The following is a 25,465-nucleotide window of genomic DNA, read 5'->3' as shown; positions in this document are numbered from 1 at the left end:
ACCTTACCTCAAGCAACCTAAGTATAGCATAAACAATGACAACTTTCAACTACTAATAATTTAACCTAATACCAACTATCAAATTTTGGTACTCCTTAAAATAAAAGTTAGTTCCAATTTCTGTATTAATGTCCAAAGATAAGGTAAGGGTCTGCTCTTTTATATATTCAATCCACGTATTTATTGCTTCCTTAATTTTCTCATCTTCTGTTTTGATTATTACTCTGATTCTATCGGACATATGAAAATCAGCTTGTTTCCTGGTTTCCTGAATGAGCCTCACGACATCTCTTGCAAGCCCTTCTAGAATTAATTCATCATTTAGTTCAGTATTTAGAATGACAATCCCTTTATTGTTATCAAATACAGAGGAATATTCACTGTTTGCTTTTAACAATAGTTCATATTCGCCTTTTTCTATAATATAGTTCTCTGATTCGTCTCCTAGAAATATCTGCTCATCCTCAACTTGCTTCCATTTTCCCTCCTTGACATATTGAACTAGCTTCTTGATTTTGTCTGGAACTCTTTTCCCAAGCAGTGGGAAATTTAGCTTTAACTCTAGTGATGCAATACCTTCAAGTCTGTTTACTAATTCCAAGCTTTTTACATTCACCTCATCTTTTATCATCTCCTGGTACTCATTTGAATTTGCAGCACACTGGATCCCAGTGTCAGCTACTTGGATAACAGGAGAGAACTCTGGGATGACAGAAAGCGGTTCACCTTCAAGAAAACTACAGGAAGACTGATGATAAATGATCATACTGCCAAGCGGCTGTCTGATACGTATATTAAAAGTGTTTCTGATCGAAAGTGCAGAGTTGCACACCTCTCTCACTAGATCCATCTTGGCAATGAGCTGACTATCAAACTTCTCTAATTGTGGAAAATTAGCCAAATGAACAGATGTTTCTTCATACTTAAGCCCTTGCCATATATTCTCTGTTATAAGTGGCAACAAAGGAGCTGCAGCTCTTAGTATGTAATAAAAAACCGTATATAGAACATTATAAGCACCAGTTTTATCCTGATCCAAATCACTTTTCCAAAAACGCTCGCGACTGCGACGAATATACCAATTATTTAGCACTTCAAAAAAGTTCATTAAAATTTTGCAAGCCTCTTGGGAGTTATAGCTGTTCATAGAAGCTTGGATACTTTCTACAGTTTCAAAACATTTGGAAATCATGTAGCGATCAATAGTACTTTGATAATCCTTACAAACTTCAGCTTTAATTCCATCTGCATTTGCATACATAGTAAAAAAGTGATAACTGTTCCAAATAGGTTTTATTACGTTTTTCAGAACATCTCGTATTGAGTTTCCTTCTTTATCAAGTAGCAAATTACCACCACAAACAATAGATCCAGAAAGCATAAGAAAACGCAGCGCATCAGAACCGTATCTATCAAAAACCTCCATTGGATCTGCATAGTTATTCAAACGTTTGGACAATTTTTGCCTTCTTACATCCAAAACAACACCGTGGCATATGCAGTTCTTAAATGGTTCCCTATCAAACAAAGCAGTAGACAATACAAAGAGCGTATAAAACCACCCCCTGGTTTGTGCTATGTACTCGGTAATAAAATCCGCAGATTCAAACCACTCCTTATTTTCAAACGGATAGTGGATTTGCGCAAATGGCATCGAGCCAGATTCAAACCAGCAGTCAAACACGTCAGGTACACGGCGCATAACTGATTTTCCTATTGGGTCATCAGGATTTGGTCTTGTTAAAGTATCGATAAATGGTCTGTGCAAGTCGTCTATTTTAACATTAAAATCTCTCTCCAGTTCTTCTATTGAACCATATACATCTACTCTTGGATATCTCGCATCGTCTGATTTCCATACAGGGATTGGTGTACCCCAGAATCGATTGCGTGAAATTGACCAGTCGTGTGCCCCTTCAAGCCATTTTCCAAATTGACCATCTCTAATGTGGTTTGGTATCCAATTAACTCTCTTATTTAGCTCTACCATTCTGCTTTTGAATTTTGTAACAGCAACATACCAAGAAGGCATAGTGCGATAGATCAAAGGAGTGTCAGTTCTCCAGCAGTGTGGATAATTGTGAATATATTGTTCAGTTTTAAACCAATTCCCTTGCTCTTTTAATTTTTTTATTACTGTATCATTGGTATCAAAAACATGAACCCCTGCCAAATCTGAAATTTCAGCAGTAAATTTTCCACTGTTATCAATTGGACAAATAACTGGAATATCATGGCTTTGGCAAAGGTAAAAATCTTCCTCACCAAATCCAGGAGCAGTATGCACAACGCCAGTACCGTCTTCTTCCGTCACATAATCAGCAATAAAAACGCGAAATGCATTTTTTGTGTCTTTAAAATAGTCAAACAGTGGTTTGTAAGAAAGACCTGCAAGATCATTCGCTTTAAGTTTTATATTGCAGTTTTCATATGGAATATTGTTTTGTTCAGAGTGGCTGATAAATTTCTCTAAGTAGCTTTCAGCAAAAATGTATATTTCACCATTCATTGAACTTCCTTCACTACTCCCTGTCATCCCAGTGCCCAGACACTGGGATCCAGAAATAGATTCCAGCGTCACGCGCTGGAATGACATCAAAGGGTGGACTGACACTGCACAATACTTAATATCTTTTCCTATTGCTAAAGCCAAGTTGCTCGGCAACGTCCAAGGAGTTGTAGTCCAAGCAAGTAATTTACACTTTCGTTTAACACTTTTAAATTGCTGTGGGTTTTCTAAAAGCTCAAATGCAACAGTTACAACTTTGCTAACTTTTTCTCTATACGCGTTATCAAGCCTTGTTTCGAAATTAGATAATGGAGTTTCGCATGCCCAGCTATATGGTACAACGCGCACTGATTCATACACCAGACCCTTATCATAAAGCTGCTTGAATGCCCACATGACCGACTCCATGAATGATTTATCCATAGTCTTATAGTCATTGTGAAAGTCTACCCACCTTGCTTGCCTATTTACATACTTCTCCCACTCTGATGAAAATTTCATCACAGAAGTACGGCAATGATCGTTAAATTTATCTATACCAAACTTCTCTATCTCAGTTCTACCAGATATTCCAAGTTCTTTTTCTGCACCCATCTCAGCCGGCAATCCATGGCAATCCCAGCCAAATCTACGTTCAACCCTTTTTTGAAGCATAGTTTGATATCTTGCAAATGCGTCTTTGATGAAACCAGTGAGTAAATGTCCATAATGCGGAAGTCCATTTGCAAACGGAGGCCCATCGTAAAAGACAAAACAATTATCCTTGGAACGTTCTTCAACTGACCGCTCAAAAACTTTGTTTTCCTGCCAAAATTTTATGATTTCCTTTTCTAACGATGAAAAATCAGGACTACTTACTGTATCAGGATAATGCTTTGACTTCATGTTCGCTATGTAAAACTAAAGAATACAGGGCTTTCTGAAAAATTACAAATTCAAAAATATTTCCGTAGCTCACACCCCAACAAACTATTCTGCCAAGCTTCCAATACCTTTTTTTAAGTTTTACTTGCAGTTTTTATTGTTTTACTTAACATTAACCCAAGCTTTAGGGGTATTTTATGGATCAGAAGACAGATAAGTTTCCACAATTTTTAAAGATGTTGTGCTTTGTTGAAATGTGGGAACGTTTCTCTTACTATGGAATGAGGGCACTTTTGGTCCTATTTTTGACTTCTCACTTAGGTTTCACTGATGAGAGGGCCTTTACTATTTACTCATTATTTGCTGCAACAGGTTATGCTATACCAATACTTGGAGGTTTTTTAGCTGATAAGTTGATGGGATTCCGCAACATGGTGTTGCTTGGAGGGATAGTGATGATAGCAGGTCATGCTTGCATGTCATTGGTTAAGTTTGAACCAGGTTTATTATATTTAGGTTTATCTCTAATAGCCATAGGTACTGGCATGTTTAAAGGGAACGTAACTAACTTACTTAGTTCATGCTATGGCAAAGACGATCCTGAACGTAGCAGAGGCTTTACTTTATTTTACGTAGGTGTGAATATTGGAGCAATATTGGCTTCTATTTCATGTGGTTATGTAGCCCACTTGTTTGGCTGGCACTACGGCTTTGGTTTAGCTGGTATTGGGATGTCTATAGGGCTAATCTTTTTTCTCAAATTTCAGAATCTTTTAGGAGATAGCGGCCTTTCTCCTTATCCAGAGCTTATGAATAAGCGCATATTAGGGATTAAAATTTTTGGTATAGTATTGATAGGAAGCTTTCTGTCATCATCAATAATTGCTAAAATGCTTATACATAGTGAATTTTTTACTAATATGCTCATATTTATTGGAATAACAGCTCTGGGCATATTTATTTATATAATATCTAAATTATCAGCAGAACAAAGACGAAAATTAGTGGCATTATCTATTCTTGTGGTATTTTTCTTGTGTTTTTTTGCTTTAGAAATGCAGCTTGGCTCTTTGGTTAACTTATTCACCGAAAGAAACGTTATTAACAATGTATTAGGTATAACAATCCCAGCTTCAGTTTCTCAAGCCATAAATCCTTTGTCAATTATAATATTTGGCTTTCTTTTTGGAACATACATGAAGTTTAAGCAAAAATATGCAACTTCCATGTTTACCCTTGGCCTTCTGACAATGGCTATGTGTTTTTTCACACTGTACATAGGATGTTTAAACTCTAACATTGAAGGTAAAGTAGAATACTTATATTTAATAATTGCTATCTCCTTTATGGGACTGGGAGAATTATGTATTGCTCCATTAGTCCAAGAACAAGCAACTACACTAGCCCCCAAAAACCTTAGAGGAGTAGTGATGGGTATAGTAATGCTGTCATTAGCGTTTTCTAACCTAGCCGGAGTTGCAATATCAAAATTTATGCCAGTTCCTTCAGTAAATGGTAAAATAAATTATTTAGAATCTTTAGAAATATATAAAGAGGGTTTTTTAAAGGTGGGAATATTTAATTTAATGCTCGTTATTGTATTTTTATTCTTCTTCAATTTTATACATAAAGTTGTTACTAACTCATCTTGTACAAAAAATTGATATAGGTAAGCTCAAATTTGTAGGTTTAAGGTACCCGTTCAGCAGAGGTAGCAATTAAACTTTGTAACTTTTGAAAAAGATTATGATTGCATTTTTTCAATACTCTTTGCTTAAGATTTATATTTAACGCTGCTTAAAATCAGTGAAATGCACACCCCAGCAAACTACTCTGCCGAGCTTCCAACACTTTCACATTTACTATTTTGTCCCTGTATTTATCTTCAGAATCATCAATGCACACTGATTGCATATATGGGCTTTTACCAATAATTTGGTTTTGGTGTTTACCTTTTTTATCGCTAAATAGAACAGGTATAGTTTTACCTACCATACTCTGGTTATAGCCTTTCTTATAATAGTCCGAATGCGATAAGATATGTGTTTATGGCTATAGCAGGCCAGTAGCATATTACGGTCTGTTCGGATTATTGTAAAAAGAGCTATAAACTCAAGTTGTTGCTTACTAATTAATTTCTGTAAACGAAGAAGGCGCTCTATTTTAACCTCTTCTGGTACTTGATCTTTTCTTTCCGCTCCCGGTGTGCCTGGTCTTGGGCTGTATTTAAAACTATAAGCCTGAGCATATCTAACTTTTTCTACTAATTTCATAGTTTCTTCAAAATCTTTTTCGGTTTCTCCAGGAAAACCAACAATAAAATCAGAAGAAAATTCGATTTCAGGTTTCAATTTGCGAAATCTGTCTATTATTTCCAAATACTCCTCTGCAGTGTTTTTCCTGTTCATCGCGTGCAATATTTTATTCGAACCAGACTGCACAGGCAGGTGAACAAACGGCATGAGCTTTGGCTCTTCCGCATGTGCCAAGTAGAGAGATTCATGCATATCTCTTGGATGAGAAGTTGTATAACGAATCCTCTCTAGCTTTTCAATTTTAGCAATATGACTAATTAATTTTCCTAAATCCCACACTTCCCCTTCGCACTCCCCATGGTAAGCATTGACGTTCTGACCAAGCAAATTGATCTCATTTGCCCAATTTGCAACTAATTTCAATGCTTCACGAAATATTTCATTCACTGGCCGTGAATACTCAGCTCCACGAGTACAGGGCACTACACAAAACGTACAAAATTTATCACAACCCTATTGTATGGCAAGAAACGCAGAAGACCCCTGGCTATTGCCATAGCATTCATCTGGCAATTTATCAAACTTTGCAACTTCAGGAAAATCAGTGTTTATTACATGACCTTTACTTCTGCTTGCTTTGACTATCAGCTCCGGTAAGGTAGCGATACTCTGCGGACCAACAACAATATCAACAAAAGGAGCCCTTCTGAACACTTCTTCTCCCTCTGCTTGCGCTACACACCCAGCCACCACTATAGTCATTTCTTTTCGTAACGAATGAATCTTCCCAAGCTCTGAGTAAAGTTTTTCTGCTGCCTTCTCTCTAATGTGACAAGTATTCAGTATCACTAAATCGGCTTTCCCTGCATCACTAACAACGTTGAACCCCAAAGGTTTAATTACATTTTCCATTAAAACGGAGTCATAAACGTTCATCTGACAGCCGTAAGTTTTAATATATAGGCCTTTCATATTTGGTATGTCTTTTTCAAAATTTCTTCACCCTACACGTAAATGTCTAACAGACCAGCGCGTGACGCTAGTGAACTTGCTAGCACAATAGATTTTGACAAAATTATACGAAAAACTGGATCCCAGTGTCAAGCACTGGGATGACAAGTTCTCGGCAACCCCTACGTCATACCATCACGGTATCTCTAGATCCCGCTAACAAGTAGCGGGATGACGGTTGTCAGGGTGTCATGAAAGTAGCTAACACTGGCTTCCATCCAAGAGGGCAGTGCCCTCTTCTTGTCATCCCAGTGCTTGACACTGGGATGGCTTTGTTGCATCGCTACTTATGAAAGGCTAACTATAGTTAGGATTATAAGCAACCTATTGAAAATCTTGTTTTTTTGCAATCAATCTGATCAAATTTAAGAATAGTAATTTGTTATTTATATTAATAAATTTAATTCTATTGAAAATAGCTAAAGCATTGAAATTCTTGAATTTTAGCCGGATTGGTAAATGGTAGTGAAATTTCTTTTACTCAAATTTAGGTATTCATTGACCGTTCTTGTTATAAATACCAGAATAATAAGCTACTGATATTCCCTATCTTTTTATCTTTAATCCATCATAGCTAGCAATGCAACAAAGCCCACTGGGATCCAGGAAAAAGAATGGTGTCATCCGAGTAGCTTGACACTGGCATCCAGGAAACTTAATTGCAAGTAATGCATTGAGTTTGGTGAGTATGGGTTTTGCGTTATAGAATGAAGCACTTTTGGTGAATTTGTAAAGAAAGCTGGATCCCAGTGGGCTTTGTTGCATCGCTCAAGTGAAAAGAACTGGCAGTTACTGACAAAATTCATTATAAATAGCCATTTAACTGTTGAAGAAAAAATATGCCACAAAAAATGAGAGTCAGTAACTGCCATGAATATAACAAATTTCTCCAAGAAAGAGGAAGCATTTTTTGTTATATCAATGACGCCATAGAAAATTGGTACGAGAATTGTCCAAAAATGCAGGGCGGCAACTATATTTATAGTGATAAAGTTGTGATTTTGGTGCATATAATCGTCAGTTTCTTTAGAATTGGTTTAAGACAAACAGTCGGGTTTATAAAAGGGTATTTGCAACAAATAGGAAGAGGTTTGGCAGTTATCAGCTATTCACAAGCATCAAAAAAAACTTAATATTAAGATCAATGATTGCAGAAAATAATATGGAAGATATCGAAATTGCTATAGACAGTACAGGAATTAGTATATACAACAACACACAGTAAGGAAAATAGCACTGACAGAAAATATCGTGGCTATGAGCAAACGAGAAAATTGCACGTAATGTTGAATATAAACAACAAAAAAGCCATAGCTGTAAAATACAGTAACGGCTGATCACTATGGAGCTTGTGATTTGCTAAAAGAAGTTGATTTTCAGCATGCCATAAAAGCACTATATGCAGATAGAGCATGTGATAGGCACAAGTTTTATAAGTTGTGTAACGAATATGATATAAAGACAAAAATTCCACCAATAAACAATGCGGCAGAACATCCAGAAATAGATTATATGTCTGACAGGAATGCTGCTATTAGGTTAATAAAATTATACGGTGAAGATGGCATGAAAGAATGGAAAAAAGAAGTAAATTATGGGAAAAGATCTTATATTGAAGGGTTTTTCTCAAGATTAAAGCAAATATTCGGATTTAGTTTTAGGAATAAATCTGAGATAAATCGAGAAAAAGAACTGCTAATCAAATGCTATTTGCTTAATAAATTCACTGATATTGGTATGGCTAAATTTGAGACAGTTACATGAATTTACCATAAATCACCATCTCATAAAGTGTGATGCAACAAAGCCATCCCAGTGTCAGCTACTTGGATGACAAGAAAGGGAGCACTGGAATTTTTATTTCAGTATTGTACATCAGCCATGCATCTGAACAGATACGAGCTTTCTGCTTTTTTTGGGTAAGGTCAGTCAAAAAGGTTTTACAACAACCATAATAACTATAACTATTATCAATACTGTAACTGCTTCATTTAAAACGCGAAAATAAATATGTGACTTCTTATTCGAACCCATTGCAAAATTTTTCCTATATTTTGCAAGTAGCATATGAATAATTAACATCAAAAGTATTGCAAATGCTTTTACATGAAACCATCCTTCACGATATGCTTCCCTAATAACCATTAGTGTAATTCCAAGACCAAGTGAGAAAAGCATTGCAGGGTTTATGATATATCTAAGTAGCCTCTTTTCCATTGTTTGAAGCAAGCTATCATTTTCCGATCCCGGTTTTACAGTTGCATGGTAGACATAAAGCCTGGGTAAATAAAGCATACCTGCCATCCACATGATAACAGAGATAACGTGAAAAGCCTCAAGCCAGTGGTAATAGTTCATTAGCAAAAATTTAAAATTCCTGGTATTGTGTTAGTTTAATGAAAAAGAAATCGATATGAAAGCAGAAAATTTCACTAAAGAACAGATAATTGGATTCTACAGGAAAATGCTACTCATACGCAGATTTGAGGAAAAAGCAGGACAATTATATGGGATGGGATTAATAGGCGGGTTCTGTCACCTATCAATAGGACAAGAAGCAGTTGCAGTTGGAACTCAAGCTGCATCAAAATTAGGTGACGCTTTTATCACAAGTTATAGAGACCATGGCTTAATGCTCGCATGTGATTCTGATCCAAATGTTGTAATGGCAGAGCTTACCGGCAAAGAAACAGGATGCTCGAAAGGTAAAGGTGGTTCGATGCACGTATTTGACGTTGAAAAAAAATTCTTCGGCGGGCATGGAATAGTGGGAGCACAAGTTCCAATTGGCACAGGAATAGCATTTGCTAATAAATATAAGAAAAAAGATAATGTGGTATTTACATATTTTGGCGACGGTGCTGCAAATCAAGGACAAGTATATGAATCGTTTAATATGGCATCTTTGTGGGAGTTGCCTGTGGTTTACATCATAGAAAATAATGAATACGCAATGGGAACCTCCGTGCAAAGGTCAACTTTAGTAACAGAGTTATATAAAAGAGGAGAAAGTTTTGGTATTCCTGGAAAACAAGTTGATGGAATGGATTTTTTCTCTGTTTATGAGGCTACAAGCGAAGCAGAGGAACACACACGCAGCGGAAAAGGGCCTATCCTGCTTGAAATGAAGACATATCGATATCGCGGTCACTCAATGTCAGATCCTGCTACTTATCGCTTAAAAGAAGAAGTTGAAGATATGAAGCAAAATCATGACTCTATAAGCACTTTAAAGAAATACATGACAGATAATAAAATGGCTTCAGAAGAAGAGTGCAAAGTAATTGATAAGGAAATACGTGATTTAGTAAAAAAGTCGGAAGATTTTGCCAAAAATAGTAAAGAACCAAGCGTTGATGAGCTGTATACTGATGTTTATAAATTTGTTAGCTAATTTTTTTATCCAGAACTGTACAAACATTGTATAGTAAACGATGTCATCCAAATAGCTCCTTCTCCCGTCATCCAAGTGCCCTCCTTTTTTTGTCATCCCAGCGCTCTGACTACTTGGATCCAGCTGAGTTGGTGAGTATAAAAGTATAGCTAACGCAAGCTCTACGTCATGCCGCCGCGAACCGTCATACCGCGATTCATTCGCGGTATCTCTAGATCCCGCTAACAAGCAGCGGGATGACGGTTGTCAGGGTGTCAGGCTAGTACCTTCTCTTGTCATCCGAGTAGCTGACACTGGTTCCTTTATGACGGCAGTAGCCCCTTCGGTGTCATTCCAGTGCTTGACACTGGAATGACACCAATAATTGACATTTCACTAGATATTCATTATAAATAATGGAATGCTACAAAGTATAAAAACCATATTAATAGAAGACGATAACGTTAGGCTGGATAGGTACATCAGAAGAATCTTTCCTGATCTAAAGCAATCTGTAATTGAAAAATCTTTAAGGAAAGGATTAATCAAAGTTGATGATTGCAAAGCAAAGTCCAGTGATAGAGTAAATTCTGGGCAAACTATAACGCTGAAGCACTTGAATTACATTGAGAACGCTAATTCTGATCGCAAATATAACGAAAAGTTAGTGAATCTACTAAGAGAGAACATATTATATGAAGACGAATATATATTAGCTATAAACAAACCCGCAGGGGTCATCGTTCAAGGTGGCGTAAAAGTAAAGATTAGTATTAGTGATTTGCTTGACCAAATAAGAGAGGGAGAAACATTTAAAATTGTCCATAGGCTAGATAGAGATACGAGTGGAGTGATAATATTCGCACGCAATGCTAATGTTGCAAGATACCTTATGGAGGAATTTAAAGGACGAAGAGTAAAAAAAACTTATTTAGCATTGACTTCTGGCATACCGAGCAAGGATAGTGGAACAATAGACTATCCATTGGCGAAAAAATATGTTTCAGGTCAAGAAAAAGTGATCGTTGATGAAAATTCACCTCAAAATGCCACTACGCATTTTTCAATTATAGCAAAATCCAAACACAATGTTGCTTATTTAAAATTACAACCAATTACCGGCAGAACCCATCAGTTACGTGCACATTTAGCTCATATAAATTGCCCTATTCTTGGTGACGGTAAATACGGCGGTAAAAAAGCTTTTATTGACGGAGTGGCAAGTAAAATTCACCTTCATTCGCATTCTTTATTTTTAAAATTGCCAAACAATAAAGAAATCACTATTACCGCTCCTATCCCTAAGCACATTGAAAAGTCTATTGAAGCGCTATTTTTCGACTGAAACGATTTCACCAATCAACTTTTCTGTCTTTGGCTTTGATTTGAAGCACAGATATTAGGCTAATTAATGCGCAGGTGGTAAGATAAACACCTGCTGCAAGTTTTGTTTCGGTTTTTTCTATGAGCCACATGCATATGGATGGAGAAAGGCCACCAAATATTCCTGCAGATATGTTATTTGCTAAACTGAAGCCAGTGCATCTAACTTTCGTTGGAAATAACTCGCAGGCAAGAGAATTGTATATTCCAAAAGATGCACTTATCGGTATAGTCACTAGCAAATAAACGGGCGTTATAACATAGTGGTTATCATAGGACAGTAGCGAAAATGCCGGTAAGCTAATGCAAGCCAGCACTATTAATAAAGGAACCATCACGCTTTTCCTTCCAACTTTATCAGACAGCGTTGCAAACAGCACTGCAGACACTCCAAATATAATTTCACTTATAATCCTTACTACATTTTTAATATCAATACCTGATAGAATGAGCTCTTTTACAGATATGTTGTAAAACATGATTGCTGAGTAAACAATTGCATTATGGGCAATACCAAGTCCAATTGCTATCATAAATGCTTTTTTATAGTCCCTGATTAATTCTAAAAATGGAGAATGAGATAAGCTTTTATTTTTATCGTGTGTTTTATATGCTAAGCTCTCTTCCATTATATATCTTGCTAAAAAGCCTATTATGCCCATAACGGAGCAGAAATAGAAGAGCAACCTCCAACCCCAAATTTCAAAGTTTTCACCTGTAAACTTTTTGCAAATAGCTATCATTATAAAGCATGTAATAGAACCAAGAGCACCACTAAAAGCTTTCATGCTGCCTAAAAAACCTAGATCTTTTTTATCGATCGAATGCTCTATTAAAAAAGCCGAGTTGATACTCGTTTCTCCGCCTGCTGCCATTCCTTGTGCTATTCTACAAAGCAGAAGCAATATAGGAGAAAATATTCCTATTTCTTTAAAGCTTGGTATAACCGCAATTGCAGTAGATGATATTGAGGCTAATATTACGGAAGTCAGCAAAATTTTCCTTCTGCCGTATTTATCTCCAATGTAACCAAAAATAAATGCACCAAGTGGTCTAAATCCAAATCCAATTGCAAAACTGCCAAGAAATTTGATTTTTTTTATGTAATCACTTTCTGATGAAAAAAAAACGTCACTTATTATATGAGTTAACACTCCAAATAGAGTTAACTCATACCATATAATCATGTTGCAGATTATGCCTGATAGTATTGCTTTTTGGAGATTATTCATGGTCTTTCAACCTAACATAACCTAATATATCATTAACCGGTGCTCCTTGCTATAAAATTTTTCATTCAATAACCTTCAAGGATAATTCACGTAAATGCTTATCCTCCACCTTGGAAGGAGCACCCATTAGAACATCTTCACCTTGCTGGTTCATAGGAAAACAGATTACTTCACGAATATTTGGCTCATCAGCAAGCAGCATAACTATTCTATCAACTCCTGGTGCTATTCCACCATGAGGAGGAACACCAAATCTGAATGCACGTACAAGTGCACCGAATCTTGTATCAACTTCTCCCCGGCTATAACCTGCAATGGCAAAAGCTTTATACATGATATCCAGTTTGTTATTACGAATCGCCCCACTTGACAGTTCTATTCCATTGCAAACAAGATCATATTGGTAAGCAAGGATATCCAGTGGATTTTTGTCCTCTAAATCTTTCAGACCACCGTGTGGCATGGAGAATGGGTTATGAAAGAAATCGATTTTTTTACTTTTATCGTCATATACAAAATATGGAAAATCAATGATCCAACAAAACTTGAAGATATTATCATCTATAAGACTGAGTTCTGACCCTAAAAGAGTGCGTACTTTTCCTGCAATGTTTGCCGCCTCATTCTCTTTGTCAGAAGCAAAAAATACACTATCTCCTGGCTCTATGTTTGTTGCTTCTCTTATGTGGTTTAGCCTATTTTCATCAAGAAATTTAGCAATTGGGCCTTTCGCAGTTCCATCTTTATCAAACGTTATATATCCGAGACCCTTAGCACCGAATTCTTTTTGCGCATGTTCTATCTTTTTATCAAAGAAGCTGCGTGGTTCCTCTGCTGTTTTAGGTGCAGGGATGGCTCTCACTACCATACCACGCTCAACATTGCTTTTGAAAATATTGAACCCTGAATCACGAAAAATTTCTGTAACATCGCTGATTAATAGTGGATTGCGCAGATCTGGCTTATCAGAACCATATTTAAGCATTGCTTCTTTATATGTAACACGTGGAAAATCTTTATCAACAGACTTACGAGAAAATTTAGCAAACACTCTATATAAGGTAGACTCAATAATCTGAAAGATGTCTTCTTGAGTTACAAAAGACATTTCAAGATCTAGCTGATAAAACTCTCCCGGAGAACGGTCAGCCCTTGCGTCTTCATCACGAAAACACGGTGCAATTTGGAAATATTTATCAAACCCTGAAACCATGAGCAACTGTTTGAAAATCTGCGGAGCTTGTGGCAATGCATAGAACTTGCCAGGATTTAGCCTGCTTGGCACTAGGTAGTCGCGTGCTCCTTCAGGAGAGGAAGCAGTGAGTATTGGAGTTTGAATCTCTAAAAATCCTCGCTCCATCATGAGCTTGCGGAGCTCTGCAATAATTTGTGAGCGCAAAATAATATTGTTGCGGACTTTTTCACGTCTTAAGTCAAGAAATCGATATTTAAATCTCATGTTTTCTGGGTATTCTTGCTCGCCGGTAATGCTTGCCAATATACTTCTTTCTTCTTTTGCTATTTCTTCATCAAAGTGGAACTCAACTTCCGACTCAACGCGCAAATTGTTGACTATCACCTCGATTTCTCCGGTAGAAATAGAGCTGTTTACCGTATCTTCAGTTCTAGCTTCAACTATTCCTGTAACAGTAATTACACTCTCCAATTTTAAATTTGATATCTCATCAAAAAAGTCTTTGTCATTATTAAATACTAGCTGAGTGATTCCGTAGAAGTCTCTTAAATCAACAAAAATTAGGTTACCATGGTCGCGCTTACGATATAACCATCCAGAAAGGGTAACTTCCTTTTCTACGTCGTTCTTCCTCAGTTCATTGCACGTATGAGTTTTATAGCAGTTCATATTTGTTTTACTTCTAAATTCTCTAAGAAGTATAGAAATAAACCTTATTACATACAAGCCCGTTCGTCAGATATTTGCGCAATTTTCGAAATAGAGCAGTACTGCTTTTATATTGTCTTTACCCGCAAAAAAAATTGCACAATTTCTATAATTATGGTATAATGGCGAGGGTATTTTTAATGAATTAGATACAGGAAATGCCACTTACACAGATCATATTATATAGCGTAACATTACTTGCTGTAGCTGCAGTATTTCTCTTTTTGAGAAAAATATACAAAAATCGCATTAGAAAAATCATATTTCCTAGAAAAGTTTTTAAAGAAGAGTGGGAAGAAGACAGAAAATTCAATGAATTATATCAAAAAAATAAGCAAAAAGAGTTGATGAAACAACAAGAAACGCTACGCGAGAAACAAAAAGATGTGCAAGTTTATAAAGAAGATCCAGAAATAGTTGACATAGCAAAACCGGTAGGTAAATGGACAAAGATGGTTATGATGGGTAATGGTTTAATGCAGCGTTTTGCACAATTGATACATAGAGAAGGCGGACAGAAAGGATTTTGGGAGCTGTTTGTAAAAGCTCAGGCTTCAACTCAAGGTAAACATAAGGGAAAGGGCAGATAATCCATGCTTGAATGTGAAAATTTATCCTGCGCTCGTAATAATAAGGTACTATTTAAGAATCTCAGTTTTAAAGCTGAGCTAAAATCAAAGATTCTAATCACTGGTCCAAATGGTAGTGGTAAAACCAGCTTAATTAGAAGTTTATCTGGACTTTTACCACCGGTATCAGGCAATATAAGGCACTGCGGAAAAGATATATATGATGATCCAAAATCCTATATACCTTCTATGGTCTATATAGGCCATAAGAATGCCTGTAAAGATAGCTTAACTGTTGCTCAAAACGTAGAATTCTGGGCAGGAATACGAAATACTAGAGAATTGATTGTGGCAGCTATTTGTTGCTTGCAGTTGCAACCTGTACTTAATATTAGATATGGCGAACTTTCTGCAGGCTGGAAAAGGAGAGTTGCGCTTGCTCGCCTCTTGATTTCTAATGCAAACGTTTGGCTGATAGATGAACCATTTTGTAATCTTGATAGTGCAACGTGTGAATTAGTGCTGAACCTAATCTCAATACGCTCTGAGCAAAATGGTATAGTAATTATTACAGGGCATAGCTCTACAGAGCAATTGTGTGATTTTACAACGATTGATATACGTAATTTCAATAGACTTCTTGTATAGTTTTTGGCAACAACCGTTAGAAACGAAAAACTTCCTTGACAAGTTTCGCCAGTCCCCGTATCATGAAACCGAAGGTATTCAGTTATCTTCATCTGTGCAGATTAAACAGCAAGAAAACAACGTAGTTGGCGTCTTATTTTTAATTTTTTGCACTATGTGCACCTTATGTCTTCACAACATTTCTAGGTTTTTACCTATATAAGCTGAAACGCGCTTATAAGTCGTTTAAGACAGTATAGTACGCCAATTTGCAGGATTAGAGAGTGACAACTAGCTAACACGGGTTTTCTTTGCCTTTTTTTTCTGCTTAGTAAATTTCTTAAACATTCAAACTAAGGTGAGTTGCATTTAAAAGCAGCTATAGCCTTTCTTATAATAGTCCGAATGCGATAAGATATGTGTTTATGGCTATAGCAGGCCAGTAGCATATTACGGTCTGTTCGGATTATTGTAAAAAGAGCTATAAATTGCAGTGTTTAAGACTTAAAAAACGCCAATACTGAAAATAGACAATGACTAGGGCTTCTTTTGCCTTTTTTTTATTTGGTAAATTCCTTAATGTTTATGGCTAAACGACAACCGTCATCCCGCTGCTTGTCAGCGGCTAAGGGATACCGCGAAGGGATACTGCGAATGAATCGCGGTATGACGGTTAATTATTCTGCGGCGGTATGACGTAGAGCTCGCGTTAGCTATACTTTTATACTCACCAACTCAGCTGGATCCAAGTAGTCAGCTACTTGGATGACAACCTGTTGAGGCTGCGCTTACACATTCCACTTTCTATGCTCACCAAACAAATTTGCTTACTCGCAGCAAAATTTTCTGGATCCAAGTAGTCAGCTACTCGGATGACATCTTTGTGTTTGAGGCAAAACCAGCTATAACATTTCTTCGCAAACAAATGTTCGTACAGTTGTGCGCGTGATGCTGGAATCTAGACAACAATTAGATCCTATTGTCAAGCAATAAGCTACATGTGCTATTTATTTAGTAGATTAAATATGAAGTTTAAAACTCTGCTATTGACTTCCTGTAGAACTAGTGAAAACCAAACTTGCTTAAAACCACTTAATTAGTTATAGTTATAAGTTTAGGTACAGTAAAATGACAGCTTTTGTCCCCTTGATTATTTTTTTAATCTTGTATCTTGGAAGTGGTGCTTATTTTTCTTTTATCGGAACTGATAATCCACTTCATCAGGTTTCACCAGTAATATGCTTGTTACCAGCACTATTTTTTGCTGTCTCACGTGGTACAAATAAAACTCAGCATAACATCGATACTGTTATCAAGGGCATGGGTGACAAAAACACCCTTACTATGTGTTTAATTTTTTTATTTTCTGGAGCATTTTCTGCAGTTACTCAATCAATTGGTAGCGCAGACACTGTTGCTAATTTAATTCTTAATTTCCTTCCAGCAAGATTACTGCTGCCTGGAGTATTTTTGGCTTCTGCTTTTATTTCAACTGCAATTGGCACATCTATGGGAGTTGTTGCGCTGATGGTACCTATAGCTGTTAATCTGGCAAAAAGTGGAGCTTTTGGTCTCGAAATAGGAACTGCAACTGTAGTAGGTGGTGCCGTGTTTGGCGATAACCTTTCGATGATATCTGATACCACCATTGCATCTGTTTCTTCACAGGAAGCTTCAGCAAAAGATAAACTTAAAATGAACTCTAAAGTTGCACTTATTGCCAGCATTATAACACTCATCTACCTAGCAGTTGCCTCAAATAGTACAAAAATTATTTCTATATCAAATTTAGATTATTATTCTATAATAAAAATTATTCCTTACATTTCTTTAATAATCATGGGGCTGCTTGAAGTCGCCACTTTAGTAACAACAACTATAAACATAATTATTGCTGGTGTGCTAGGAATAACTTTTTTTGACTATGCTATCATTCAATTTCCTCATGACGTGTATGACGGTTTCAAAAAAGTAAACGAAATAGTGATATTTGCTCTATTTATCGGTGGATTGAGCCATATAATGTACAAGCAAGGTCAAAAAGCGTTGCATAAACTCATCGATGAAAGCAATATCACAAAAACTAAAGCTGAATTTGTGATAGCAGGAATTGCGTCTATGTTTACTACCTTAGTTGCCAATAATACCATTGCTATTTTACTAAGTGGTGGCATTGCAAAAAGGCTTGCACAAAAACACAGTATTGCGCCACATCGCAGCGCATACTTATTAGATGTTTTTGCTTGTGCTACAAAAGGTATCTTACCTTATGGTTCCCAACTATTGCTAGCAGGTAGCATCGCCTCTGTATCACCTATTTCTTTATTAACACAGGTATATTATTGCTTTATTCTAGCGGCAGTTACAATAGGCGAAATAATCATCAACAGCAGAAAAGAGAAACATTGTGCGGCCGCAACTTAGAGTTTCTCTCTTTTTACCCATAAGGAACGGAATTACTTGACACCCTTCGCCAACCCCCTTATCATGAAACTGAAGCTATTTATTTATCTTCGCAATCTGTGCAGGTTAATGACAAAAAACTTAGGGTATTTGGCGTCTCATGTTTAATTTTTCGCACTACGTGCATCGCATGTCTTTAAAAATTTCTAGGTTTTTACCTATATAAGCTGAAACGCGCTTACAAAGCGTTTAAGACAGCAAAAAACGTCAAATTGACAAGGGAGAATTTGAATACTAGCTACCCTAGGGTTTCTTTGCCTTTTTTCCTGCTTGGTAAATTTCTTAAACACTTGCGGTGTAGGTTAGTTGCAAGTTAAAAGCAGCTAAATCGCTCTTAATCAAGCGTTTTAGAATAAAAAAAACGCCGATATTTTAGTACATAGTATAGCCTTTCTTATAATAGTCCGAATGCGATAAGATATGTGTTTATGGCTATAGCAGGCCAGTAGCATATTACGGTCTGTTCGGATTATTGTAAAAAGAGCTATAAATAGCCAACCACCATGGGGCTTCTTTTGCCTTTTTTTTCATTTGGTAAATTTCTTAAATATTTATAGTTGCAATTTAAGAGCCCGTAAAGGGTGTCATTCCATTGCCCCTGTGATGTATTCCAGTGCTTGACACTGGAATACAGTTTTCCATATAATCTCATCGAAAATGTTGTAACCACTTTCCATGCTAGTTTGCTTGTGAACAAGCAAACTTTTCTGGATCCCAGTGTCTGGGCACTGGGATGACAAGAGAAGGTACTATCCTGACACCCTGACAACCGTCATCCCGCTGCTTGTTAGCGGGATCTATGCTAATGCCCTTTTATTCTTTCAATTATGTTATTTCCATTTAAATCTGTCTGTTCCGCAACTTCAGTGAATACAGTTGAATACTCCCTAAAACTGATCGTCATAACTTTACCCTACTTTGAATAATATTTTGATCATTACATATTGTAACAAAAAAAATCAACTCATTTCTTCTAACGGCTCTATATTAAAGATAGAAAGTCCAGAAGCAATGACGTATGCTAAGGCTTGGACAAGTTGCAGCGGTGAGATCTTTCTTATATTTTTAATTGTGTAATCTCCTGTGTTTGTAAATGTTTTTTCTATGCCCCACTGCAGTAATAAGTACTCTGCGCTCTGAATGATTTATGCTGTAAATTATACAGTAGTTGCTAACCCTTATCCTATATTGCCCTCTAAAGCTATGACATAAAGGCTTTCCTAGATTAAAAGGATCAACTGTAAGGCGTTTCTTTATGGCCTCCTGAACCATTAATTTAATCTTTGCCGGAAGAGCTGGAATTTCTTTTTCAATAACATTTTTTAAGAATTTTATAGTGTAAGTTTTATTTCCAGATGTTTTCATCATCCTCTACTTCTTCTTCACCTTCAGAGAGGCGATCGTCAGCTATTTTGGATAGCTCTACATCTTCTTCGAACTCTTCTTCCACTAAATCTACTAAAACTTCAGGAATAGTTTTATTTTGAGTCTCTGCCATTTCTGTAAGATACTGAGCCAATTTACTGTCAAAACTTACATTAACATTGAGCTTTTTTTGACTGTGAGCCATATATTAACCAGAAAATACTACTATAAACTATAACATTTTTACTTAATTTTGTCAACTTCTCTATTCGTTGAAAAAAACAATCTTGCATAAAAAAATCAACTCATCTCTTCCAAAGGCTCTATATTGAAGATAGAAAGTCCAGAAGCGATGACGTGTGCTAAGGCCTGCACGAGAAACATTCTTGCAGCGGTGAGGTTTAAGTTGTCTTCCAGTATGAAACGCATGTTTAAATCACTCTTGCCATACCCCCATAAAACGTGAAACGCTTCTGCAACTTCAAGTAAGTAGAAAGTAATTCTGTGTGGCTCACAAAGCCTTGCTGCAATTTCTACCACATCTGGCCACTTTGCTAAGGTTTTTATGAGGAAGAGCTCTCCACCTGTCCTTAAAAGTGAAGGATCTGCTGTTGGGAGCTCTTTTGGAGCATTACGCATTAACGAATGAGCACGAGCATGCGCATATTGCACGTAAAAAATAGGGTTGTCTTTTGACTGTTCTTTAACTTTAGCAAAATCAAAGTCCAAGACCATATCATTCTTGCGTGTTAGCATTATAAAACGAGTTATGTCCCTGCCAACTTCTTCCACTACATCTCTTGCTGTTAGGAAGTTTCCTGATCTTTTGGACATCTTAACAGGTTTGCCGTTCTCGAAAAAATTCACAATATTATGCAGTTTTACCTCTATTTTTGCTTGATTATCACTGAGCGCAGAGACGACTGCTTTGAGTCTTTTGACATAACCGCCGTGGTCACTACCAAGCTCTACGATCATATTGTTAAAACCACGCGATATCTTATCAAAATGGTAAGCGATATCCGAGGCAAAATAAGTCCAACTGCCGTCCTCTTTCTTCAATGCACGGTCAACGTCATCACCAAATTTTGTAGAGCGAAATAGCATCTCTTTTCTGGAAGTCCAATTTTCGCTTTCTTTGCCTTTTGGTTTCTCCAGGTACCCTTCATACACTAGATCCTTGTCAGACAATATCTTTATACTCTCTTCAATTTTGCCACTTTTTTGTAGCTCATACTCTGAAGTAAAAACATCATGATTTACTCCAAGCAAGTTCATGTCTTCCTTTATGAGTTCTAAGATAAAACTTAAAGTATATTCCCTAATTATTTGATTATCTTGCTTTTTTAGAAATTCCTTGCCATATTTTTTAGCTAGCCCCTCCCCTATTGGTTTTAAATATTCACCTGGGTATAAACCTTTTTCTATACTGATTTTTTCTCCCAGAGCTTCTTTGTACCGCAGATATACTGACTTTATTAGTGTATCTATCTGCGCTCCAGCATCGTTAATATAGTATTCCTTAGTAACTTTATAACCAACTTTTTTCAATAAATTTGCCAGAACGTCACCAAATACTGCCCCTCTTGCATGACCAATATGCAGTGGACCAGTTGGATTTGCAGATACAAATTCAACATTGATGGCCTGATTGTTCCCTATATCTAGGGTGCCAAACTCTGTTTTTAGCTCATTTATTTGTTTTAAAATCCCATGCCATACTTTTATTTTTAAGTGTATGTTGATGAAACCAGGGCCCGCTATTTCCACTTTTGCAACTTCATCAAAAAGTTCAAATTCTTTGGCTAAAACCTCTGCAATTTCAATGGGATTCTTCTTTTCATGCTTTGCGAGCACCATAGCAACGTTTGTGTAAATGTCTCCATGTGCTCTGTTACTTGGGGGTTCTACGATAAAGTTTGTTGTATCTGTATTTATAATACCCCTTTGCTTCAACTCGTTTAATTTACTCAAAATTAAGGAAGAAGCCCTTTTGAAAATGTTCATCAACTAGAAAAACTATGAAAACCTCCAACAATATAGCGAATAAGTGGGGCTAGTTGAAGGTTTATCTTAACTATTTTATCTTCCTGGATCAGAGTTTATATTAAGTCGTTGCCGTAACCATGGTAAGAGAAAGCCATACCTTCACTGTAACCATCATTACCAGCATCAGGCTCTTCAACATCATCAGTTATAGCTCTTTTTACAATAATCCGAACAGACCGTAATATGCTACTCGCCTGCTATAGCCATAAACACATATCTTATCGCATTCGGACTATTATAAGAAAGGCTATACTACCTGATCTTCAGTTGTGATTTTATCCTTGATCGTCTCATCTACACCCTCATCACTATAAGAAAATTTGTTAGTATATGAATAGCGATTATTGATTTTATCACTATAGTTATGTTTTAACATAGAGACCTCCTATACAGTCAAAATTGGAATTACATTAAGATAGAACAAGCTATGAATATAACGTGAATGAAAGAAACTACAGATCACGAAATTTCCGGATAACTATGGAACCATTATAAGATAATAAAATTAAAAATTTAATAATTTTAATTATAAATCTAGCATATCAACTAACGGTATGATTTAAATTTTCTTTCAATTCCACTGTATCTTCGCCAGTTTTGCATACAGCCCGTCTTTACTCATTAGAGAGTCATGAGTTCCTACTTCTTCTACTTTTCCATGATTAATTACTATAATCTTGTCAGTCTTGAGTGCGGTTGATAGCCTGTGTGTAATTACGATTGTTGTTCTGTTTTGCATTAACTTGCTCAAGGCTTTTTGCACGAGGTTCTCACTTTTGTAATCAAGGGCAGAGGTTGCTTCATCCAGTATTAAAACCTGAGGGTTTTTGAGTATGGCTCTTGCTATTATAATACGCTGTTTTTGTCCTTCAGAAAGTTTTAATCCTCTTTTTCCTACAAATGTATCAAATTTATCAGGCAGCTCATCAATAAATTCCATCGCATAAGCGCTGATGGCTGCTTGCTTCACTTCCTCATATTCGGCACCTGGTTTGCCATATAGTATATTTTCCATTATTGAGCAAGAGAATATCATGTGATCTTGTGGCACTAAGCCAAACAACGATCTGAGGTCATTTAGCGCAATTGACTTAATATTGTGCCCATCGATAGTAATGCTACCTTTGTTTGGATCATGAAAACGGAGCAGAAGCTTTAAAATGGTGCTTTTACCACTGCCAGATGGTCCAACAATTGATACTGCTTGACCTGCCTCTATAGAAAACGATACATTGTTTAACGCTGGCTTATCAAGCTGAGATTCATAAAAAAATGTTACACCATTAAACGAAATTCCTTTTTGAACACTATAAATTTTTATAGGATCATCGGCATCTACTATAGAGCTTTTCATATTTTTAAATTCAAATAAACGCTCTACTATTCCAAGACCTCGTTGTAAATCACTGATATTATCGCTCAAATTATTTATAGCTCCTGCCGCAAGCGCTGAATAAAACACAAATGAGGAGAGTTCTCCAATAGTTATATTATTGCTTAAGACTTCTTTAATACCAAAAAAGAGCAAAACAACTAGTGAACCTATCACACACGTGATAACTAGAGTTACTAAAATAGCACGCAAGAGTACTAATTTTACGTATGATTTTGATACTGAGTTTAAATACTCCTTAAAACGGGTTTTTTCATTTTCTTCGAGTACAAACGATTTGATAGTCACTATAGATCTAAAATTTTCCTCACTAAATGACGCAAGCTCACTTAATTTATCCTGAGCAAAGCGTGCATAGCTACGCACTTTTTTTCCAAGTGAGGTCATGATAATGAGTAGTATAGGTATTATTGCGGCTGCATACGAAGTTAGTTGTATATTTGTATATAATAACATAGCAACACTGCCAATCAGAATCACAAAATTTCGTAATATGGTTAGTAAGCTGCTGTTTATTATTGATTGCAGCACAGAGGTATCAGTAATTAACGCTGAGATAACATCTTGTACGCCTGTGTTCTCAAAGAAACTTGGTTGCAAGTTAGTGATACTGCTATATAAGTCATATCTGATTCTTGCGATAACTTTCCCGCTGCCAATGCCAATGAAATATAACCGAGTAAATGCAGTGAGAGAAATGGCTAAAACTATAAATATTGCAACTAATAGTTTGGTAGTAAAATCGTGCTCTGTGCCAGAATCAATTATATCGTTTAAGCCTCTGCCAAAGAGGAGGATCGTTAAGGCTGAAAATAAAACTGCAATAAAAGCTATGACAAAATAGGATAGATTAGGCTTTATATAGTAAAATAACTGCCTAATATTAGATCGCATCGTATTTTAAAGTTTCTAAAGTTAAGTATATAGATTCTAGTTTCAGGGGAAAGGGGAAAGGTGTAGTATGAAGCAATTTAGGTTCTGCAGCTGTTATAGTCCACCAAGAAAGGGTAGTAGCCCGCAGAAACGAAAAACTTGCTTGACAAACTCCGCCAGTCCTCTTATCATGGTATTGAAGGTGTTCAGTTATCTTCATCTGTGCAGATTAAACAGCAAGAAAACAACGTAGTTGGCGTCTTATTTTTAATTTTTTGCACTATGTGCACCTTATGTCTTCACAACATTTCTAGGTTTTTACCTATATAAGCTGAAACGGGCTTATAAGTCGTTTAAGACAGTATAGTACGCCAATTTGCAGGATTAGAGAGTGACAACTAGCTAACACGGGTTTTCTTTGCCTTTTTTTTTCTACTTAGTAAATTTCTTAAACATTCAAACTAAGGTGAGTTGCATTTAAAAGCAGCTAAATTGCAGTGTTTAAGACTTAAAAAACGCCAATACTGAAAATAGACAATGACTAGGGCTTCTTTTGCCTTTTTTTTATTTGGTAAATTCCTTAATGTTTATGGCTAAACGACAATCGTCATCCCGCTACGTGTTAGCGCCGCAGCGGTATAGCTATACTTAAAAATATGGTTGAATAGTTGTTAATAATAGTGTATAATTGTTAATCTTTTCTCAGTATTTTTACTATGGCTCTTTCTAAATTTCTCGATCCAAAGTTAGATTTAACATTTAAGAAAATCTTTGGCACTGAAAAAAATAAGAATATTCTTATCCATTTTTTAAACGATATTTTAGGATGTACTGAAGTCAACACTATACAAGAAGTAGAATTCTTAAGCACCATTATGGACCCTGAAATTGCTTCTGATAAACAAAGCATTGTTGATGTTCTTTGCAGGGATTCTAGTGGGAACAGGTATATAATTGAGATGCAGCTCACTCGTGATAAAGGCTTTGAAAAACGCGCACAACTTTATGCTGCTAAGGCTTACTCAAGACAAGCTGATAAATCTGGTAAATACGTTGATTTAAAGAAGATTTTCTTTATCGCGATTTCAAATTGTACCTTATTCCCTGATAAGCTTGACTATATATCTAGCCATACCATAAGAGATGAAAAAACCAATGAGCATGACTTAAAAGATTTTCAATTTATCTTCATAGAGCTGCCAAAATTTCCTAAGAGTAGAGAAGAACAACTAGAAAGTGTAGTAGACCGTTGGCTATTTTTTTTCAAATATGCAGATGAAACAACGGACGAAGATCTCAGAAAAATTGCGGAAAAATCACCAATAATAAAGCTAGCATATGATGAATTAGATAAGTTTCACTGGAATGAAAAAGATCTAGTAGCTTATGAAGAAAGAATAATGGATCTGCGCAAAGAAGAAGCCATTCTTGAATACAGACTTGATCTTGCTAAAGAGGAAGGTAGAAAAGAGAGGGAAATTGAAGTCGCAAAGAATCTACTTAAAGCAGGTGTTTCTTTTAATATTATAGCTCAAACTACTGGTCTTTCTATGAGTGAGATCAAAGAATTGCAGAATTAAGTGTGAATGGTTACGA

18 protein-coding genes and 3 pseudogenes are annotated in these 25,465 nt (G+C 36.3%); 8 read left to right on the top strand and 13 right to left on the bottom strand.

The features are described from left to right. Positions 1 to 52 precede the first annotated feature (52 nt). Entirely contained in the window at positions 53 to 3,394 is a 3,342-nt protein-coding gene (locus OPR46_RS03670) for an isoleucine--tRNA ligase (protein WP_265042777.1), read from the bottom strand. Positions 3,395 to 3,570: 176 nt separating this feature from the next. Here OPR46_RS03670 and OPR46_RS03665 point away from each other — a divergent pair, with 176 nt between their 5' ends. Beyond that, a complete protein-coding gene (locus tag OPR46_RS03665; protein ID WP_265042776.1) occupies positions 3,571 to 5,037 on the top strand; it encodes a peptide MFS transporter in 1,467 nt (488 codons plus the stop codon). 139 nt (positions 5,038 to 5,176) lie between these two features. Here OPR46_RS03665 and OPR46_RS03660 read toward each other — a convergent pair. The 3 genes and pseudogenes from OPR46_RS03660 to OPR46_RS03650 all read right to left on the bottom strand — a co-directional run. Beyond that, positions 5,177 to 5,377 (bottom strand): annotated as a pseudogene (locus tag OPR46_RS03660) (TRAM domain-containing protein); the annotation flags it as partial. A 104-nt stretch (positions 5,378 to 5,481) separates the two neighbouring features. Continuing rightward, positions 5,482 to 6,600, bottom strand: a pseudogene (gene miaB, locus OPR46_RS03655) (tRNA (N6-isopentenyl adenosine(37)-C2)-methylthiotransferase MiaB); the annotation flags it as partial. Positions 6,601 to 7,185: 585 nt separating this feature from the next. After that, positions 7,186 to 7,404 (bottom strand): hypothetical protein, encoded by a 219-nt coding sequence (locus OPR46_RS03650; protein ID WP_265042774.1) that lies wholly within the window; start codon positions 7,402 to 7,404, stop codon positions 7,186 to 7,188. A 74-nt stretch (positions 7,405 to 7,478) separates the two neighbouring features. Between OPR46_RS03650 and OPR46_RS07000 the strand changes: the two are divergent. Beyond that, positions 7,479 to 8,403, top strand: a pseudogene (locus OPR46_RS07000) (IS5 family transposase). A gap of 165 nt (positions 8,404 to 8,568) precedes the next feature. Here OPR46_RS07000 and hemJ read toward each other — a convergent pair. After that, on the bottom strand, positions 8,569 to 8,997 hold the full coding sequence (hemJ, locus tag OPR46_RS03635; RefSeq protein WP_010082641.1) for a protoporphyrinogen oxidase HemJ: 429 nt from the start codon (positions 8,995 to 8,997) through the stop codon (positions 8,569 to 8,571). Positions 8,998 to 9,052: 55 nt separating this feature from the next. Here hemJ and pdhA point away from each other — a divergent pair, with 55 nt between their 5' ends. Both pdhA and OPR46_RS03625 read left to right on the top strand, forming a co-directional pair. Continuing rightward, the gene (gene pdhA, locus OPR46_RS03630) at positions 9,053 to 10,033 is read left to right on the top strand and encodes a pyruvate dehydrogenase (acetyl-transferring) E1 component subunit alpha (protein WP_265042770.1); all 981 of its coding nucleotides are present in this window, start codon (positions 9,053 to 9,055) and stop codon (positions 10,031 to 10,033) included. Positions 10,034 to 10,433: 400 nt separating this feature from the next. Further along, the gene (locus OPR46_RS03625; protein ID WP_265042769.1) at positions 10,434 to 11,357 is read left to right on the top strand and encodes an RluA family pseudouridine synthase; all 924 of its coding nucleotides are present in this window, start codon (positions 10,434 to 10,436) and stop codon (positions 11,355 to 11,357) included. Positions 11,358 to 11,364: 7 nt separating this feature from the next. Here OPR46_RS03625 and OPR46_RS03620 read toward each other — a convergent pair whose 3' ends face one another. Together OPR46_RS03620 and aspS are read right to left on the bottom strand one after the other, a co-directional pair. Further along, on the bottom strand, positions 11,365 to 12,627 hold the full coding sequence (locus OPR46_RS03620; protein WP_265042768.1) for an MFS transporter: 1,263 nt from the start codon (positions 12,625 to 12,627) through the stop codon (positions 11,365 to 11,367). A gap of 61 nt (positions 12,628 to 12,688) precedes the next feature. Then, positions 12,689 to 14,491: an aspartate--tRNA ligase gene (aspS, locus tag OPR46_RS03615; RefSeq protein WP_265042767.1), complete on the bottom strand. Its 1,803-nt coding sequence runs from the start codon at positions 14,489 to 14,491 to the stop codon at positions 12,689 to 12,691. Positions 14,492 to 14,688: 197 nt separating this feature from the next. Between aspS and OPR46_RS03610 the strand changes: the two genes are divergently transcribed. From OPR46_RS03610 to OPR46_RS03600, 3 genes are all read left to right on the top strand, one after another. Continuing rightward, the gene (locus OPR46_RS03610) at positions 14,689 to 15,120 is read left to right on the top strand and encodes a hypothetical protein (RefSeq protein WP_174515653.1); all 432 of its coding nucleotides are present in this window, start codon (positions 14,689 to 14,691) and stop codon (positions 15,118 to 15,120) included. Positions 15,121 to 15,123: 3 nt separating this feature from the next. Next, on the top strand, positions 15,124 to 15,747 hold the full coding sequence (gene ccmA, locus OPR46_RS03605) for a heme ABC exporter ATP-binding protein CcmA (protein ID WP_155968378.1): 624 nt from the start codon (positions 15,124 to 15,126) through the stop codon (positions 15,745 to 15,747). 1,107 nt (positions 15,748 to 16,854) lie between these two features. Further along, positions 16,855 to 18,150 (top strand): Na+/H+ antiporter NhaC family protein, encoded by a 1,296-nt coding sequence (locus tag OPR46_RS03600; protein ID WP_265042766.1) that lies wholly within the window; start codon positions 16,855 to 16,857, stop codon positions 18,148 to 18,150. A gap of 623 nt (positions 18,151 to 18,773) precedes the next feature. On the opposite strand, the gene OPR46_RS03595 is transcribed toward OPR46_RS03600, so the two are convergent. From OPR46_RS03595 to OPR46_RS03570, 6 genes are all read right to left on the bottom strand, one after another. Next, a complete protein-coding gene (locus OPR46_RS03595; RefSeq protein WP_265042763.1) occupies positions 18,774 to 18,929 on the bottom strand; it encodes a hypothetical protein in 156 nt (51 codons plus the stop codon). A 325-nt stretch (positions 18,930 to 19,254) separates the two neighbouring features. Then, positions 19,255 to 19,554 carry a type II toxin-antitoxin system RelE family toxin gene (locus OPR46_RS03590; protein WP_077188096.1) on the bottom strand — a complete coding sequence of 100 codons (300 nt, stop codon included), beginning with the start codon at positions 19,552 to 19,554 and terminating at the stop codon, positions 19,255 to 19,257. Continuing rightward, positions 19,535 to 19,759, bottom strand: coding sequence for a hypothetical protein (locus OPR46_RS03585; protein WP_010962565.1), 225 nt, complete (start codon positions 19,757 to 19,759; stop codon positions 19,535 to 19,537). The genes OPR46_RS03590 and OPR46_RS03585 overlap by 20 nt, the downstream gene beginning before the upstream one ends. Before the next feature lie 95 nt (positions 19,760 to 19,854). Continuing rightward, a complete protein-coding gene (gene argS / locus OPR46_RS03580) occupies positions 19,855 to 21,561 on the bottom strand; it encodes an arginine--tRNA ligase (protein ID WP_265042761.1) in 1,707 nt (568 codons plus the stop codon). A gap of 289 nt (positions 21,562 to 21,850) precedes the next feature. Next, complete coding sequence (locus tag OPR46_RS03575; protein ID WP_264723330.1) at positions 21,851 to 21,979, bottom strand: hypothetical protein; 129 nt, start codon at positions 21,977 to 21,979, stop codon at positions 21,851 to 21,853. A 195-nt stretch (positions 21,980 to 22,174) separates the two neighbouring features. After that, positions 22,175 to 23,890: an ABC transporter ATP-binding protein gene (locus OPR46_RS03570; protein ID WP_265042759.1), complete on the bottom strand. Its 1,716-nt coding sequence runs from the start codon at positions 23,888 to 23,890 to the stop codon at positions 22,175 to 22,177. A 695-nt stretch (positions 23,891 to 24,585) separates the two neighbouring features. Between OPR46_RS03570 and OPR46_RS03565 the strand changes: the two genes are divergently transcribed. Continuing rightward, positions 24,586 to 25,449, top strand: a complete 864-nt coding sequence (locus tag OPR46_RS03565; RefSeq protein ID WP_182320143.1) for an Rpn family recombination-promoting nuclease/putative transposase — start codon at positions 24,586 to 24,588, stop codon at positions 25,447 to 25,449. Positions 25,450 to 25,465: the final 16 nt, after the last annotated feature.

This window comes from Wolbachia endosymbiont (group A) of Scambus nigricans, from assembly GCF_947251485.1.
In the GTDB taxonomy this organism is placed as follows: Bacteria; Pseudomonadota; Alphaproteobacteria; order Rickettsiales; family Anaplasmataceae; genus Wolbachia; species Wolbachia pipientis.
Note: the sequence above shows the minus strand (reverse complement) of the source record. Positions and strands in the feature narration are given on the sequence as shown.

What these genes read in the sequence shown, in the direction of transcription:
- OPR46_RS03590 (WP_077188096.1), bottom strand. Translation starts at nt 19,554, where the DNA reads ATGAAAACATCTGGAAATAAAACTTACACTATAAAATTCTTAAAAAAT.
- OPR46_RS03570 (WP_265042759.1), bottom strand. Translation starts at nt 23,890, where the DNA reads ATGCGATCTAATATTAGGCAGTTATTTTACTATATAAAGCCTAATCTA.
- pdhA (WP_265042770.1), top strand. Translation starts at nt 9,053, where the DNA reads ATGAAAGCAGAAAATTTCACTAAAGAACAGATAATTGGATTCTACAGG.
- OPR46_RS03610 (WP_174515653.1), top strand. Translation starts at nt 14,689, where the DNA reads ATGCCACTTACACAGATCATATTATATAGCGTAACATTACTTGCTGTA.
- OPR46_RS03600 (WP_265042766.1), top strand. Translation starts at nt 16,855, where the DNA reads ATGACAGCTTTTGTCCCCTTGATTATTTTTTTAATCTTGTATCTTGGA.
- OPR46_RS03575 (WP_264723330.1), bottom strand. Translation starts at nt 21,979, where the DNA reads ATGTTAAAACATAACTATAGTGATAAAATCAATAATCGCTATTCATAT.
- argS (WP_265042761.1), bottom strand. Translation starts at nt 21,561, where the DNA reads ATGAACATTTTCAAAAGGGCTTCTTCCTTAATTTTGAGTAAATTAAAC.
- OPR46_RS03665 (WP_265042776.1), top strand. Translation starts at nt 3,571, where the DNA reads ATGGATCAGAAGACAGATAAGTTTCCACAATTTTTAAAGATGTTGTGC.
- OPR46_RS03625 (WP_265042769.1), top strand. Translation starts at nt 10,434, where the DNA reads ATGCTACAAAGTATAAAAACCATATTAATAGAAGACGATAACGTTAGG.
- OPR46_RS03620 (WP_265042768.1), bottom strand. Translation starts at nt 12,627, where the DNA reads ATGAATAATCTCCAAAAAGCAATACTATCAGGCATAATCTGCAACATG.
- hemJ (WP_010082641.1), bottom strand. Translation starts at nt 8,997, where the DNA reads ATGAACTATTACCACTGGCTTGAGGCTTTTCACGTTATCTCTGTTATC.
- OPR46_RS03670 (WP_265042777.1), bottom strand. Translation starts at nt 3,394, where the DNA reads ATGAAGTCAAAGCATTATCCTGATACAGTAAGTAGTCCTGATTTTTCA.
- OPR46_RS03565 (WP_182320143.1), top strand. Translation starts at nt 24,586, where the DNA reads ATGGCTCTTTCTAAATTTCTCGATCCAAAGTTAGATTTAACATTTAAG.
- OPR46_RS03585 (WP_010962565.1), bottom strand. Translation starts at nt 19,759, where the DNA reads ATGGCTCACAGTCAAAAAAAGCTCAATGTTAATGTAAGTTTTGACAGT.
- OPR46_RS03650 (WP_265042774.1), bottom strand. Translation starts at nt 7,404, where the DNA reads ATGCAACAAAGCCCACTGGGATCCAGCTTTCTTTACAAATTCACCAAA.
- ccmA (WP_155968378.1), top strand. Translation starts at nt 15,124, where the DNA reads ATGCTTGAATGTGAAAATTTATCCTGCGCTCGTAATAATAAGGTACTA.
- aspS (WP_265042767.1), bottom strand. Translation starts at nt 14,491, where the DNA reads ATGAACTGCTATAAAACTCATACGTGCAATGAACTGAGGAAGAACGAC.